The sequence below is a fragment of the Bradyrhizobium sp. JYMT SZCCT0428 genome (genome assembly GCF_018131075.1).
Taxonomy (GTDB): Bacteria; Pseudomonadota; Alphaproteobacteria; order Rhizobiales; family Xanthobacteraceae; genus Bradyrhizobium.
This window is the reverse complement of sequence record NZ_JAFCLS010000024.1, coordinates 40,750-54,143: the sequence shown is the minus strand read 5'-3', so window position 1 is coordinate 54,143 and position 13,394 is coordinate 40,750. Positions and strand designations below refer to the sequence as shown.

Annotated in this window: 14 protein-coding genes; 8 read left to right on the top strand and 6 right to left on the bottom strand. The window is 63.5% G+C overall.

The window, feature by feature from the left end; translation table 11 throughout:
• Nucleotides 1–7: 7 nt before the first annotated feature.
• Genes JQ575_RS23970 through rfaD form a run of 3 tightly spaced genes read right to left on the bottom strand, consistent with a single transcriptional unit; the run spans nt 8 to nt 3,748 of the window.
• Nucleotides 8–1,279 (bottom strand): O-antigen ligase, encoded by a 1,272-nt coding sequence (locus JQ575_RS23970; protein WP_212035621.1) that lies wholly within the window; start codon nt 1,277–1,279, stop codon nt 8–10.
• The gene (rfaE1, locus tag JQ575_RS23965) at nt 1,276–2,748 is read right to left on the bottom strand and encodes a D-glycero-beta-D-manno-heptose-7-phosphate kinase (RefSeq protein ID WP_212035620.1); all 1,473 of its coding nucleotides are present in this window, start codon (nt 2,746–2,748) and stop codon (nt 1,276–1,278) included. The genes JQ575_RS23970 and rfaE1 overlap by 4 nt, the downstream gene beginning before the upstream one ends.
• Before the next feature lie 19 nt (nt 2,749–2,767).
• On the bottom strand, nt 2,768–3,748 hold the full coding sequence (gene rfaD, locus JQ575_RS23960) for an ADP-glyceromanno-heptose 6-epimerase (protein ID WP_212035619.1): 981 nt from the start codon (nt 3,746–3,748) through the stop codon (nt 2,768–2,770).
• Nucleotides 3,749–3,911: 163 nt separating this feature from the next.
• Between rfaD and waaF the strand changes: the two genes are divergently transcribed.
• The 5 genes from waaF to JQ575_RS23935 all read left to right on the top strand — a co-directional run bounded on the left by waaF (nt 3,912) and on the right by JQ575_RS23935 (nt 6,665).
• Nucleotides 3,912–4,991, top strand: coding sequence for a lipopolysaccharide heptosyltransferase II (waaF, locus tag JQ575_RS23955; protein ID WP_212035618.1), 1,080 nt, complete (start codon nt 3,912–3,914; stop codon nt 4,989–4,991).
• A 77-nt stretch (nt 4,992–5,068) separates the two neighbouring features.
• A complete protein-coding gene (locus JQ575_RS23950; protein WP_212035617.1) occupies nt 5,069–5,671 on the top strand; it encodes a D-sedoheptulose 7-phosphate isomerase in 603 nt (200 codons plus the stop codon).
• Nucleotides 5,668–6,210 carry an HAD-IIIA family hydrolase gene (locus JQ575_RS23945; RefSeq protein WP_212035616.1) on the top strand — a complete coding sequence of 181 codons (543 nt, stop codon included), beginning with the start codon at nt 5,668–5,670 and terminating at the stop codon, nt 6,208–6,210. The genes JQ575_RS23950 and JQ575_RS23945 overlap by 4 nt, the downstream gene beginning before the upstream one ends.
• A gap of 1 nt (nt 6,211) precedes the next feature.
• The gene (locus JQ575_RS23940) at nt 6,212–6,442 is read left to right on the top strand and encodes a hypothetical protein (protein ID WP_212035615.1); all 231 of its coding nucleotides are present in this window, start codon (nt 6,212–6,214) and stop codon (nt 6,440–6,442) included.
• The gene (locus tag JQ575_RS23935; protein ID WP_212035614.1) at nt 6,429–6,665 is read left to right on the top strand and encodes a hypothetical protein; all 237 of its coding nucleotides are present in this window, start codon (nt 6,429–6,431) and stop codon (nt 6,663–6,665) included. The genes JQ575_RS23940 and JQ575_RS23935 overlap by 14 nt, the downstream gene beginning before the upstream one ends.
• Here the strand turns inward: JQ575_RS23935 and JQ575_RS23930 are convergent.
• A complete protein-coding gene (locus JQ575_RS23930) occupies nt 6,643–7,707 on the bottom strand; it encodes a glycosyltransferase family 4 protein (protein ID WP_212035613.1) in 1,065 nt (354 codons plus the stop codon). The genes JQ575_RS23935 and JQ575_RS23930 overlap by 23 nt on opposite strands.
• 130 nt (nt 7,708–7,837) lie before the next feature.
• Here JQ575_RS23930 and galE point away from each other — a divergent pair, with 130 nt between their 5' ends.
• From galE to JQ575_RS23915, 3 genes are all read left to right on the top strand, one after another.
• Nucleotides 7,838–8,851 (top strand): UDP-glucose 4-epimerase GalE, encoded by a 1,014-nt coding sequence (galE, locus tag JQ575_RS23925; RefSeq protein ID WP_212035612.1) that lies wholly within the window; start codon nt 7,838–7,840, stop codon nt 8,849–8,851.
• A gap of 109 nt (nt 8,852–8,960) precedes the next feature.
• A complete protein-coding gene (locus tag JQ575_RS23920; RefSeq protein ID WP_212035611.1) occupies nt 8,961–10,781 on the top strand; it encodes an ABC transporter ATP-binding protein in 1,821 nt (606 codons plus the stop codon).
• A 47-nt stretch (nt 10,782–10,828) separates the two neighbouring features.
• A complete protein-coding gene (locus tag JQ575_RS23915) occupies nt 10,829–11,530 on the top strand; it encodes a fumarylacetoacetate hydrolase family protein (RefSeq protein WP_212035610.1) in 702 nt (233 codons plus the stop codon).
• Between the two features lie 54 nt (nt 11,531–11,584).
• Here JQ575_RS23915 and JQ575_RS23910 read toward each other — a convergent pair whose 3' ends face one another.
• Nucleotides 11,585–11,740 carry a hypothetical protein gene (locus tag JQ575_RS23910; RefSeq protein ID WP_212035609.1) on the bottom strand — a complete coding sequence of 52 codons (156 nt, stop codon included), beginning with the start codon at nt 11,738–11,740 and terminating at the stop codon, nt 11,585–11,587.
• 168 nt (nt 11,741–11,908) lie between these two features.
• Nucleotides 11,909–13,375, bottom strand: a complete 1,467-nt coding sequence (locus JQ575_RS23905) for an NAD(P)/FAD-dependent oxidoreductase (RefSeq protein ID WP_212035608.1) — start codon at nt 13,373–13,375, stop codon at nt 11,909–11,911.
• Nucleotides 13,376–13,394 lie beyond the last annotated feature (19 nt).

Here is a 13,394-nt window from a genome sequence, read left to right as displayed (position 1 = left end):
GCGTCGCTTATTCGGCGGTCTTTTCGCCTCGTTTGGCTCGCAGCACCATGCCACCGGCCACTCCGACACCCAGAACATACATCCAGCCCTCGTGGAAATCGAACAGATGCGAGTTGAACAATGAGCTGAAGAAGTTCTGTAGGACGACCATGAGGCCGATCCAGGCCACCAGGCCTTCGCCACGAAACAACAGCAGATGCACCAGCCACATCGCATACAAGAGGACGACCCCGACGGAACCCCATTGGACCGCGACGTTGAGCGTCTGGTTATGCGGATTTCCGATTACCTCGCGCTGGGCAAGTTCTGCGGGACCGGTGGCGGCGGCCTCAAAGAGCCTCCGCGTCGATCCGGTCCCATGTCCAATGATCGGCGCCTCGGCAAAAAACCGCAGCGACTTCTCCCAGAACACCAGCCGCAAGCCGAGCGACGTCGGCTGGTTGAGTTCCTTGTACAACCGGTAATCTCGCGCAAACCTGTCCGTCGTCGCCTGCAACTGGGGCGATGCGATCCACGCCAGCCCGCCCAGCACGGTCGTGGTCACGAACAGGATGACGTTGGTCCGCCATTTCAGGTGCATCAGCGCGAATACCGCAAGCATGACCGGCATGGTGACGAGCGCGGTGCGCGACACGATAACGAACGCCATGTTGGCGAGCAGGCTTGCAGCAATCGAGATCAGCAGCAACGCCTGCCAGAACTTCTTGTCCCGCAACAGCGTGATGACGGGATAAGCGAGTACGATCGCGCACAGTGCAAATTCCTGGCTCTGGTCGATGTAGTTCTTGACGAAAATACCGCGGTCGGCCCCCTCCGGTTTGAGCGTCAGGCCGGGATACATCAGGACCAGCCAGGACATCACCATCAGCAGCGCGCAGGAGACCAAAAAGGCGACCAACACCCACATGCCGCGCGCCGAGCGTTCGAAATGATAGAACAGCAGCGGCAGTACAAGGAGCTTCGTTGCGGGACTGAGGGCGTACCTGCGCGCGTCCCATGGCGCGTCGGACCAAAGCGTCCCGACCAGCGCCAGCAGAAACAGCGCGATCGGCAACGCGCTGATCGGCCGCTTCAGCGATTGCAGGAAAAGCCTCAAATCGAGCGTCGGCGCGACCGCCAGCAGCCAGATCACGGCAAAGATGCCGACCAGCGAGGTCGACCAGGGCAGCGAGAACGCGATCAGCACCGCGAAAATATCGGCAGCTTTCGTCCACCAGGCGGGATCGCGCCAGAGCGGCAGCGCCTGCCCTCCCGGCGAAGTGGCCGTCCTGGCGTTCACGCTGCGCCTCCGCGGGCGCGGTCGACCAGCGAGGTCGTAGAGTGTCCGGGCAGGATATCGATCAGCAGCACCTCGCCGCCGCAGGCCTCGACGACCTCATAGCCGACGACCTGCTCGCGGGTATAGTCTCCGCCCTTGACCAGCAAGCTCGGCTTCACGCGCGTGATCAGGTCGATCGGCGTGTCCTCTTCGAAGATCGCGACGAGGTCGACCGCCTCCAGCGCCGCCAGCACCTCGGCGCGCGCGCGCTCGTCCTGCACCGGGCGCCCCTCGCCCTTCAGCCGCTTGACCGAGGCGTCGCTGTTCAACCCGACGATCAGGCGGTCGCAGGCGCCGCGCGCCGCGGTCAGCACCTTAACGTGGCCGGGATGCAGGATGTCGAAACAGCCATTTGTGAAACCGACGCGCAGGCCCTGTTTGCGCCATTCCGCCAGGTGAACATCGAGGTCGCCGCCGGCCGCCACGATTTTTTCCTCGGCCGCCAGCGACGCATGCGGCAGAATTTTCCGCCGCAGTTCGGCCGGCGTGACAGTGGCGGTGCCCTTCTTGCCGACCGCGACGGCGGCCGCGGCATTCGCCATCCGCAGCGCCGTCTCCCAATCGGCGTTGGCGGCGAGCGTCAGCGCCAGTACCGCGGCGACCGTATCGCCGGCGCCGGAGACGTCGCGCACCTTGACCGGAAGCGCCGGAACATGGATAGCCCCGCCGCCGCGCTCGATCAACGTCATGCCACGTTCGCTTTGCTTCACCAGTATGGCTTCGCAATCGGCCAGATACATCGCATCCTGGGCGGCATCCGCAATGCCCTGTTCGGTGTCGGCGCGGGTGTGGGTCGCAGCGGCGAATTCCTTGCGGTTGGGCGTCAGCAGCGTAGCTCCCCGATAGATCGCCAGATTCGCGCTCTTGGGATCGACGATCACGCGCTTGCCGAGTTTCTTGGCGGCGTCGATGACATTGCGGATCACACGCGGCGTCAGCACGCCCTTGGCGTAGTCGGACAGCAGCACGATGTCGGCGCGGGCGAGTTGCGGCAGGATGGCGTCGATCAGCTTTTGCTCGATGTCGGGCGCCGCCGGCTGCGCCAACTCCCAGTCTGCGCGCAGCATATGGGTCGAAAAATGCTCGGAGACGAAACGCACTTTTCGCGTTGTCGGCCGGCCGGGATCGGAAACCAGCACGGCCTCGATCCGGTCTTCCCGCGAAAGCTCGGCCCTTAGTTTCGCGCCCGCTTCGTCTTCACCGACCAGACCCACGAAAGTGCAGCGCGCGCCGAGCGAGGCGATATTGCGCGTGGCGTTGCCGGCACCGCCGACATTGGTCTCGCTGCGCTGGACTGCAATGACAGGCGCTGGCGCCTCCGGCGAAATCCGTGAGACTTCGCCATAGATGAACTCGTCCAGCATGAGATCGCCGACGCAGAGGACGGTCTGCCGGGTCATCGCATGCGACAGGGCATCAAAATCAAACATATGGTCTACCTGTGGCCCGTCAGCGGAAGCGATCGGTGCGGTCGAGGAAACCCTTCACGTAGGCGTCGACCGCGTCTTCCAGCGCCGTGAAGCCGCCGTTATAGCCGGCGTGCTGCAGGCGATCGACTTCGCTCTGGGTGAAATATTGATAGCTGCCGCGGATCTGTTCGGGCATGTCGATATACTCAATGTTCGGCTTGGCGCCGAGCGCGGCGTAGGCCGCAAGCATCAGATCGCGAAAGCTGCGGGCGGTGCCGGTTCCGACGTTGAACAGACCGCTGACACCGGGCGTCGCCAAGAGCCATATCATCACGCGAACGACGTCGTCGACATAGATGAAATCGCGGCGCTGATCGCCGTCCGCAATCCCCTCGCGATGCGACTTGAACAGCTGCACGGGTCGACCGGCCTTGACGTCGTCGAAGCGCCGCGCCAGCACGCTCATCATCGTGCCTTTGTGATATTCATTGGGCCCGAACACGTTGAAGAACTTTAGCCCGGCCCATTGCGGCGGCAACCGCTCGCCGCGCGCGGCGCGTTCGGCCACCGCCATGTCGAACAGATGCTTGCTCCAGCCGTACAGATTCATCGGCCGAAGTTTTTTCAGGTTTTCCACGGATTGGTCATCGCGAAAGCCTCGCTCGCCATCGCCATAGGTGGCCGCAGAGGACGCATAGATCAGCGGCGTCGCATTCGCGGTGCACCAGTCGAGCAGCCGCATCGACAGCCGGAAATTGGTTTCGATGACGAGATCGCCGTCGGTCGCGGTCGTTTCGGAAATGGCACCGAGATGGATCACGGCCTCTAACCGCCGGCCCTTCAGCCAGTCCATCAGTTCCGCCGGCGGGACAAAGTCGGCGAGCTGGCGCTTGGCGAGATTATGCCATTTGCCGTCATGGCCGAGGATGTCGCACACGGCCACGTCAGTGCGCCCCGCGTCGTTCAATGCGGCCACGACGTTCGATCCGATAAAACCGGCGCCACCGGTCACCAGTAACATGTCATCCCCTGCCTTGATGTGCGGCGCCAGCTTTGCCCCAGACGCGCGCGGCAGGCAACTTGGCTTATGAGGCGTGGTGAAGTCACGGGCTGCGGCTTTACCTGCCGGTGCGGAGCGGTTACCGACGGAGCCGGAAAAAGACCAGTCGTCAGACACCTAAGATATGAATAAAGATTCAATAGATGGGATTGCGATGGAGGATGCGGCCGATACGCGGCCCATCCTGATCATCCCCTATATGTGGATCGGTGACTTCGTCCGAGGCCATACTGTCGTGCGCGTCCTCAAGCAGCGCTGGCCGAACCGGCCGGTCGATTTGCTGGTGACCTCCCTTTGCGCCCCACTGGTCGATTACATGCGGGGGGTCCGCGCCGGGATTGTCTGGGACCTGCCGCGTAGCCGGCTGGCGGTGGCCAGGCAGCAGGGTCTGGCCAGAGAATTGCGGTCGAGGGGCTATGCGACCGCCCTGGTCCTGCCCCGGACCTGGAAGGCGGCGATTGCGCCGACGCTGGCCGGTATCCCGGAACGGGTAGGCTTCTTCGGCGAAGCCCGGTTCGGGCTGATCAACCGGATGCGTTGGGGCGAGAAGGCCCTGCCCCGCTTTATCGACAAGAATGCCGCGCTGGCGCTGCCCGATGGCGCGCCACTGCCGCCGGAATGGCCGGTGCCGCAACTGGCCGTGCCGCCGGAAGATGCCAGCCGTTGGCGGCAGGCCAATGGGCTGGCTACGGGGCCTGCGGTGGCGCTGGGGCCAGGTTCCGTCGGTGCGTCCAAGCGCTGGACCTATTTCCCGGAAGCGGCCCGGCTGCTGGCAGAACGCGGCTTTGAGGTCTGGGTGGTCGGCGGTCCCGGCGAAAAGGCGCTGGCGCAGGAGATCGTGGCCGCCGGGGGACCCCGAATCCGCGACCTTACCGGATCAGACCTGCGCAACGGAATCCTGGCAATGGCGGCGGCCAGCGTCGCCATCTCAAATGATTCGGGCCTGATGCACATCGCCGCCGCGATCGGCACGCCGACCATGGGCATTTTCGGGCCGACCAGCCCCTATCTCTGGGCGCCCCTGAACGGCCTGGCGGCGACGGTTCTGCAAACCAAATCGCAACTCACCTGCCAGCCCTGCCAGCGCACGATCTGCACCATGAACGACCATCGCTGCATGCGGGACATCCCGGCATCCGACGTAGTCGAGATCGTGCAGCGCGTGCTCGGCGAAACCCGCGCGCATGCGCAGCTCCCCCCATGACCTTGCGCATGGACCGCACGATCAGTACCAAGACTTGCCAAGGTAGAATTCGCGCGTTGCAACCCTGACGGTGCATCTTGAACCAGAATTCGAAAGACCCGATCGCCGCCCATCTGAAAGAGTCGCTCGTCGCGCTCGAACGCGCCAACACCGACGCGGCACTGCTGGCCGTCGCGCACGCCATTGCAGCCGCGATCATTGCGGCGCTGCGCGCCGGCAACAAGCTTCTGATCATCGGCAATGGCGGCAGCGCCGGCGACGCCCAGCACATCGCCGCCGAAATCGTCGGCCGCTACAAGCAGGACCGGCCCGGCTATGCGGCGATTGCGCTCACGACGGACACGTCGGCGCTGACGGCTATCGCCAATGATTACGGCTATGAGCAGATTTTCGCCCGCCAGGTCGAAGGCCTCGGCGTGCGCGGCGACGTGCTGCTCGCGCTCACCACGTCGGGCCGCTCGCCGAACGTTCTGGCGGCGTTGCGCAAGGCGCGCGAGCGCGGGCTTGTCACGGTCGGCTTCACCGGGGGCAAGGGCGCGGCCATGGGCGCGGATTGCGATCATTTGCTGGTGGCGCCGACCGACGACACACCGGTGGTGCAGCAGATCCATCTCGCGATCGGCCACGGCATCTGCGACGAGATCGAGCAGGCCATGATGCGCGAGGCCTCTCCGAAATGAGCGGCGCCGAGCTCGCCCGCGCCATCCAAAAGCCCGCCGCCTTCCTCGACCGCGACGGCGTCGTCAACCATGACGACGGCTATGTCGGAACGCGGGAACGGATTCGCTGGATGCCGAATGCGGCGAAGGCGATCCGGCGGCTGAACGATGCCGGTTACTTCGTGTTTTTCTTCACCAACCAGGCCGGTATCGCGCGCGGTTATTTCACCGAAGCCGAACTCAACACGCTGCATGACTGGATGCGCGCCGAGCTCGCGGCGCAAGGCGCCGTCATCGACGACATCAGGTACTGCCCGCACCATCCGGAAGGCACCGTCGCCGGCTATCTCGAAAATCATCATTGGCGTAAGCCAAGCCCCGGCATGATCCATGATCTGATGCAGCATTGGCCGGTGCGTCACGCCGGCAGCTTTGTCATCGGCGATCGCGCGACCGACATCGAGGCCGGGCAAGCCGTTGGCCTGCCGGGCTTTCTGTTCACCGGCGGCGACCTTGATGCGTTTGTGTCAGATATCTTGCAGCAAACATACGTCTCCTGACATGGCCTATCAACCACGCGACGTTGGACCGGAAGAAGCACGATCGAAGGGCGTCTCGATCGAACATAATCTAATGCCAAACGGCGAATTTCGATTTCGCCTCAAGCACGACGATGGCATTGCCTATATCCGGACCGAGGCAACCGACAGCGGCGGCTGGCAAAAGAGCCATTATCACCGCAGCGTTCGCGAAACCTATATCGTCCAACGGGGGCAAAATGGCTCTCGCTGAACTGGTCGACGGCGCTTTAAAGCTACGCATACTCGGACCGAACGAGATATGCACCACCGAGCCAAACGTTTCGCACAACGGTTACATGTATCGCAATTCGGTCATTCACACCGTCAAGCACGGCGAGGCTGGCGATAGCGCCGACTGGCACTCAAATCCTCTTCTCGATGAGAAAACAGCTCATCTTGATGATTTGGACATCACGCGTTTGGAGACGAGATAGAAAGACTGCGATAAACTTCGGCGATCGCATTGGCTTCAGCTTCGAGACTGAACTTCTGCAGCACGCACGCCCGCGCCCGCGTCCCCATCGCTGCCGCGGAAGCGGGATCGCGCATCAGCGGTTCCAGCGCCGTCACCAGCGCATCGACGTCACCGGGTGGCGTCAGCACGCCGGTGACGCCGTCCTCGACCACGAATTCGGCCGCCCCCGCCCGCGACGCCACCAAAGCTGCACCGGACGACATCGCCTCGATCAGCGTCAATCCAAAGCCTTCATTGCGCGAGGTGAAGGCGTAGATCGTCAGCCGCTGATACCAGCGCTGCACTTCCTCGATCTCGATCTCGCCGGTGATGATAATTCGTGACTGCAAACCAGCAGCCTCGATCTGCTTTTTCAGGGCGTTGGCAAAACTCTGCTGCTCGGGCACGACAGCGCCGACGATCACGGCGGTGAAATCGGGATAGCGCGGCAGCAGCCGGCACATCGCTTCGACAAAAACGTCGCTGCCCTTTTGCGAGCGGACCCGGCCGAAGCAGCCGATCGCATAACGGCCCGGCAATCCGCTTTGCGCAAACGCCGCCGCACGATCGGCCGGCGGCGCATAACTGATGGTATCGACGCCATGCATCACGACCGTCGATTCACGGTTGAGGAAGGAAGCCGAGAGCGCGCTGGTGGCGATGATCGCGTCCATGCGGCGGATCAGCCAGCGCGTCAGCGATTTATGATGCCGCTGCGCCGCCGAGGTGAACACGAGCTTCAGCGGCCAGCCGAGCGCGCGCAACAACACGCCGGCAATCATTTCGTCGTTGCGCCGCGCGTGCCAGATCAGCGGTGTGCGGCGGCGCCAAAGCTTCAGCAAATCGCCGAACCCCATCCGCGCAATGCCGTCGGGGGCGTGGGAACCGAGCCATGCGGCGCGAAACATTTGGGCGAGTTTCGGCGCCACCATCCGGTTGGTCGCGGTGACGCCGGAATAACGCCTGTGCAGATTCGGCACGATCAGCTGCAGATCATCGGCTGAATTGTTCTCGATCGGCACGTCCGGCTCCGTTTACATGGGTTCCTATACGCAACATTAAGCATAGTGGCCAGTTCACTCATGCCGAAACCCACTCTTCACCGCGCCCCGGCTAGCATCGGCGGCAACAACTGGGAGAGAGGGTAAGCCCATGACCGTGCTTGTCACCGGTGGCGCCGGCTATATCGGAAGTCATATGGTTCACGCGCTGGCGGACGCCGGCGAAAGCGTCGTCGTGATCGACAATCTCTCCACCGGATTCTCCGCCTTCCTGCCCGAGGGCGTGCCGCTGTTCATCGGCGATGCCGGCGACGAAAACCTCGTCGAGGGCGTGCTCTCCCAGCACGGCGTCGAGAGCATCATCCATTTCGCCGGCTCGGTGGTGGTGCCGGATTCGATGCGCGATCCCCTGGCTTATTATCGCAACAACACCATGACGACGCGCAGTTTGCTGAACGCAGCCGTCAAAGGCAGCGTCAACCGCTTCATCTTTTCATCGACCGCCGCCGTCTATGGCAACCCGGATACAGTGCCGGTGCCCGAGCATGCGCCGACCCGGCCGCTGTCGCCCTACGGTTCTTCCAAGTTGATGACCGAACTGATGCTGCACGACGTCGCCGCGGCGCACGATCTGAAATATGTCGCGCTGCGTTACTTCAATGTCGCCGGCGCCGATCCGAAGGGACGCGTCGGCCTCGCCACCGTCGGCGCGACGCATCTGCTGAAGATCGCCGTCGAAGCCGCCACCGGGCAGCGCGCCAAGATCGACGTGTTCGGGACTGATTATCCGACGCCGGACGGCAGCTGCATCCGCGATTTCATCCATGTCAGCGACCTCGCGCAGGCGCACCTCGCTGCGCTGTCGTATCTGCGCAGCGGCGGCAATTCGGTGACGCTGAACTGCGGCTATGGCCGCGGCTATTCGGTGCTGGAGACCCTTGAGGCGGTGCGTCGCGTCGCCATGCGCAATTTCGCGGTCCAGTACGCGCCGCGCCGGCCCGGCGACATCATGACCATGGTCGCCGACACCAGCCGCATCCGCTCAACGCTGGACTGGACGCCGCAATATGATGATCTCGAGACCATAGCCACCCACGCGCTGGCCTGGGAAGAGCGGCTGTTCCACGAGCGCGGCGGCCTCGGCCGGCAAGCGGAATCGGCGTAAAATCAAGCTGTTATTTGGCTTGAAAAACCGCCATTTAGCGGGCAAGCAGTCACCGTAGCAGCCCTGACACGCGGGTAGATTCATGCCCTGCGCCGTCGATGGAACGCGGATGACCGAGCTTCCCAAAGATACGCCGAGAAAAATCACCGACGACCCCTATGGCGCCGCGATCCTGATTCGCCGCCTGGTGGCCGAACAGGGCCTCGCCTATTGGCGGCGCTATCTGCTGGCGTTCGCGCTGATGGGGGTTGCGGCGGCGACGACCGCCGGTTCCGCCTATCTGCTCGGCGAAGTCATCAACAAGGCCTATGTCGACAAGGACGTGCGCGGGATCGCGATCCTGTCGCTGGTCACCATCGTCATTTTCACGCTCAAGGGTGCGGCGACCTACGGCCACACCGTGATCCTGTCGCAGATCGGCAACGCGATCCTCGCCAACAACCAGCGCCAGCTGTTCGCCAAGCTGATGAGCGAAAACATCGCCTTCTTTTCCGAGCGGCATTCCTCGGAATTTCTGGCGCGGCTGACCGCCGGCGCCACGTCGGTGACGCAGGTCCTCAATCTCCTGATCAACGCCATTGGACGCGATCTGCTGTCGCTGATCGCGCTCGTCGTCGTCATGCTGATGACGGACCCGTACATGGCGCTGCTGGGTTTCGGCGTCGCCCCGCCGGCGATGCTGGTGCTGCGCAAGCTCGTCAAGCGCATTAAGGGCCTCGCGCATAACCAGTTCTCCGGCACCGCCGACATCATGGAAACCATGCAGGAATCGCTGCAGGGCATCCGCACCGTGAAAGCGTTCACGCTCGAGCAGGCGATGCGCGAGCGCATCGACGCCAGCATCACCGCCGTCGAACGCAACGCCAACAAGATGGCACGCGTCTCCAGCCGCTCGAGCCCCCTGATGGAAACGCTGGGCGGTTTCGCGATCGCCGCGGGACTGATGTATGGCGGCTATCGCGTGGTCGCGATGGGCGCCTCGCCCGGCCAGTTCTTTTCGTTCCTGACCGCGTTCCTGCTGGCCTATGAGCCGGCCAAGCGGCTGGCGCGGCTCAATATCGAGTTGAACAGCAACCTGATCGGCGCGCGCAAGCTGCTGGAAATCGTCGACAGCCCACCCACCGAGCCCGCCGACGACGACAAGCCGGCCCTGAAACTCTCGGACGCGCGGGTCGAGTTTCGCGACGTGACCTTCGCTTACCGGCCAAGCGAGCCGGTGCTGCGCCGCATGAGCTTCATCGCCGAACCCGGCAAGACCACCGCGTTGGTCGGCCCGTCCGGCGGCGGCAAATCCACCGTGCTAGCGCTGCTGCTGCGGCTCTACGAGGTGGGCGACGGCGCCATCCTGATCGATGGCCAGGCGATCTCGGGCGTGTCGCGCCATTCGCTGCGCCAGCAGACCGGCTATGTCGGCCAGGACGTCTATCTGTTCCGCGACACCATCGGCGCCAACATCGCCTTCGGCAAGATCGGCGCCACCAGGGACGAAATCGAGGCCGCCGCCAAGGCCGCCTGCGCCCACGACTTCATCATGGGTTTTCCGCTCGGCTACGACACCCCGGTCGGCGAGCACGGCACGCAACTGTCCGGCGGCCAGCGCCAGCGCATCGCCGTGGCCCGGGCGCTGATCAAGAACGCGCCGATCATCCTCTTGGACGAGGCCACCGCCGCACTGGATTCGGAATCCGAGAAAGCCGTACAGGAAGCCATCGAGCATCTGTGCCGGAACCGGACCACGATCGTGATCGCCCACCGCCTGCACACCATCATGCACGCCGACGCCATTCTGGTGGTCGAAGGCGGCGAGATCGTCGAGCGCGGCCAGCATGACGACCTGTTGCGGCGCGCCGGGCGCTACGCCTCGTTCTTCCGCCTGCAACAGCGCGACGCCGGTCACCCCAGTCTGGCGCCGATCAGCGCAACCGCGTAAAGCTATCGCCGCCGTTCCACCCCAAAACCCGTCCAGAGACCCATTTCATGAACGCCGCATCCTACGTCATTCCCGTCCCCCCGCAGCCGTCGCTTCCCGTCGTCGGAGAGACAAAGTCCTATCCCGTGCGCCGCATCTGGTGCGTCGGGCGCAACTATCTCGAGCACATCCGCGAGATGGGCAATGACGAGCGCGCGCCGCCGTTCTTCTTCGCCAAGCACGCCGACATGCTGGTGCCTGACGGCGCCACCATTCCCTATCCGCCGCTGACCAAGGACCTGCATCACGAGGTCGAGCTGATCGTCGCGATGAAGAGCGGCGGGCTGAATATTCCCACCGAGAAGGCGCTCGACCATGTCTACGGCTATGCCGTCGGCATCGACCTGACCCGCCGCGACCTGCAGATCGCCTCGCGCAAGAAGGAGCGCCCGTGGGAAGTCGGCAAGTCTTTCGACTATTCCGCGCCCTGCTCGGCGCTGCAGCCGGCCTCCAAGATCGGCCATCCCGCCAAGGGCAAGATCTGGCTCACGGTCAACGGCACCGAAACGCAAAAGGGCGATTTGACCGAGCTGATCTGGAACGTGCCGGAAATCATCTGGCAGCTCTCGCAGCAGGTCGCGCTCGCCGCCGGCGACATCGTCATGACGGGTACGCCGGCCGGCGTCTCCCAGCTCAAGCCGGGCGACAAGATCGAATGCGGCGTCGACGGCGTCGGCACGCTGAAGGTTGCGATCGGCAATCCGGAGTAGACCGTCGCCCCGGATCTGATCCGGGGCTTTTTCATTACTGCGGTGTAGGAGCGATCAGTTCCGCCCCATCGCCTGCAGGCCCTTGAAGGTCAGGCGCTTGGGGTCCGTGACGCCGGCCAGATAGAGCCTGCGGATAAAGGCAACGACCGCGTCGCGGTCGCAATCGGTCAATGCAACCACGGCATCGACGGCAATTCGCTGGGCATCCATGGGCTTCCTCGTGCTGTCAGTTAGCCTCAGGCCGGACAGCGTAGGCGGCACCGGTTAATCCGGTGTTAACCGTTGGGGCAGGCTGAACGATTCGCGCGGGCCCGCGTATACGCGAAATTACGCAGGAGGCTTTCCGGCTGGTGCCACGGACAGCCCGCGGCGAGGCCGTCACGAATACTGCATCACCCCGTCGTCGATCCTGCCGTAGCGCAGCGTGACGATGTCGAGGGCGTAGTTCTGGTAGAGCCGCCACGGCCGCTTCGAGCCCTGCTTGGGCATCTGCGCGATGGCGCGCTGCACGTAGCCGGAAGAGAAATCCAGCCAGGGCACTTCGGCTACGGTGGGATCGAGATTATGCGGCGTACAAGATCTGTAGCCCTGCCGGTCCATGTAATTGATCAGGCGACAGACATATCCGCACGTCAGATCGCATTTCAGCGTCCAGGATGCGTTGGTGTAGCCAAACGCCGACGCTAGGTTGGGCACATCCGCATACATCATGCCCTTGTAAGTCAACGTTTTGGCGAAATCGACCTGCTTGCCATCGACGCTGACTTCCATTCCACCAAGCAGTTGCATCACGAGCCCGGTGGCGGTGACGATAATGTCCGCCTCCAGTTCGCTGCCGTCCTTCAGCCTGATACCTCTCGGCGTGAAGGTATCGATCTGATTGGTGACGACCGACGCCCGTTGATCCCTGATCGCCGTGAACAGGTCGCCATCGGGCACAAGGCACAGCCGCTGGTCCCACGGATTGTAACGCGGCGAAAAGTGCTTCGCGATGTCGTAATCCGGCCCAAGCGCCATTTTGACACCGCCCAAAATCAGTTGCTTGACGCGCTCGGGTTTGCGCCGGCTGAGCTGGAAGAAATACATGCCGAGCAATACGTTGCGCCAGCGGACCAGATGATAGGCGAGCTTGGCCGGCAGATTGCGCCTCAATTTGTTGGCGAGCGCATCCTCGGCCGGCCGCGCCACCACATAGGTCGGCGAGCGCTGCAGCATGGTGACGTGAGCGGCGGTCTTGGCCATCTCCGGTACCAGCGTCACCGCCGTCGCCCCCGAGCCGATCACGACGACGCGCTTTCCCGTGTGGTCGATGTCTTCGGGCCATTTCTGCGGATGCACGATGCGGCCGGCGAAATCGGCGGAGCCGGCAAACTCCGGCGTGTAGCCTTCCTCGTATTTGTAATAGCCCGAGCACATGAACAGGAAATTGCAGGTGAAGCGCGCGGTCTCAGGTCCGCCCTCGCCCACCTTGCGTTCGGCCTCCACGCTCCAGCGCGCGTCCTGCGACGACCACGACGCGCGCTTGACGCGTTGGTTGAAGCGGATTTTTTTGTCGATTCCGTTCTCGACGGCAGTCTGCCGCACATAGTTGAGAATATCAGGCCCGTCGGCGATCGCCTTGGCCTCGGTCCACGGCTTGAACGCATAGCCCATCGTGAACATGTCGGAGTCGGAGCGGATGCCGGGATAGCGAAACAGGTCCCAGGTGCCACCGATGCAGTCGCGGCCTTCGAGAATGGCGTAGCTCTTGCCCGGGCACTTCTCCTGCAGGTGATAGCCCGCGCCGATGCCGGACAACCCGGCGCCAACGATGAGGACGTCGAAATGCTCTGATGTATCCGTCATCGCGCTCTCCCTGCCCAAT

What these genes read in the sequence shown, in the direction of transcription:
- galE (WP_212035612.1), top strand. Translation starts at nt 7,838, where the DNA reads ATGACCGTGCTTGTCACCGGTGGCGCCGGCTATATCGGAAGTCATATG.
- rfaE1 (WP_212035620.1), bottom strand. Translation starts at nt 2,748, where the DNA reads ATGTTTGATTTTGATGCCCTGTCGCATGCGATGACCCGGCAGACCGTC.
- rfaD (WP_212035619.1), bottom strand. Translation starts at nt 3,748, where the DNA reads ATGTTACTGGTGACCGGTGGCGCCGGTTTTATCGGATCGAACGTCGTG.
- waaF (WP_212035618.1), top strand. Translation starts at nt 3,912, where the DNA reads ATGAATAAAGATTCAATAGATGGGATTGCGATGGAGGATGCGGCCGAT.
- JQ575_RS23945 (WP_212035616.1), top strand. Translation starts at nt 5,668, where the DNA reads ATGAGCGGCGCCGAGCTCGCCCGCGCCATCCAAAAGCCCGCCGCCTTC.
- JQ575_RS23905 (WP_212035608.1), bottom strand. Translation starts at nt 13,375, where the DNA reads ATGACGGATACATCAGAGCATTTCGACGTCCTCATCGTTGGCGCCGGG.
- JQ575_RS23920 (WP_212035611.1), top strand. Translation starts at nt 8,961, where the DNA reads ATGACCGAGCTTCCCAAAGATACGCCGAGAAAAATCACCGACGACCCC.
- JQ575_RS23915 (WP_212035610.1), top strand. Translation starts at nt 10,829, where the DNA reads ATGAACGCCGCATCCTACGTCATTCCCGTCCCCCCGCAGCCGTCGCTT.
- JQ575_RS23940 (WP_212035615.1), top strand. Translation starts at nt 6,212, where the DNA reads ATGGCCTATCAACCACGCGACGTTGGACCGGAAGAAGCACGATCGAAG.
- JQ575_RS23910 (WP_212035609.1), bottom strand. Translation starts at nt 11,740, where the DNA reads ATGGATGCCCAGCGAATTGCCGTCGATGCCGTGGTTGCATTGACCGAT.
- JQ575_RS23935 (WP_212035614.1), top strand. Translation starts at nt 6,429, where the DNA reads ATGGCTCTCGCTGAACTGGTCGACGGCGCTTTAAAGCTACGCATACTC.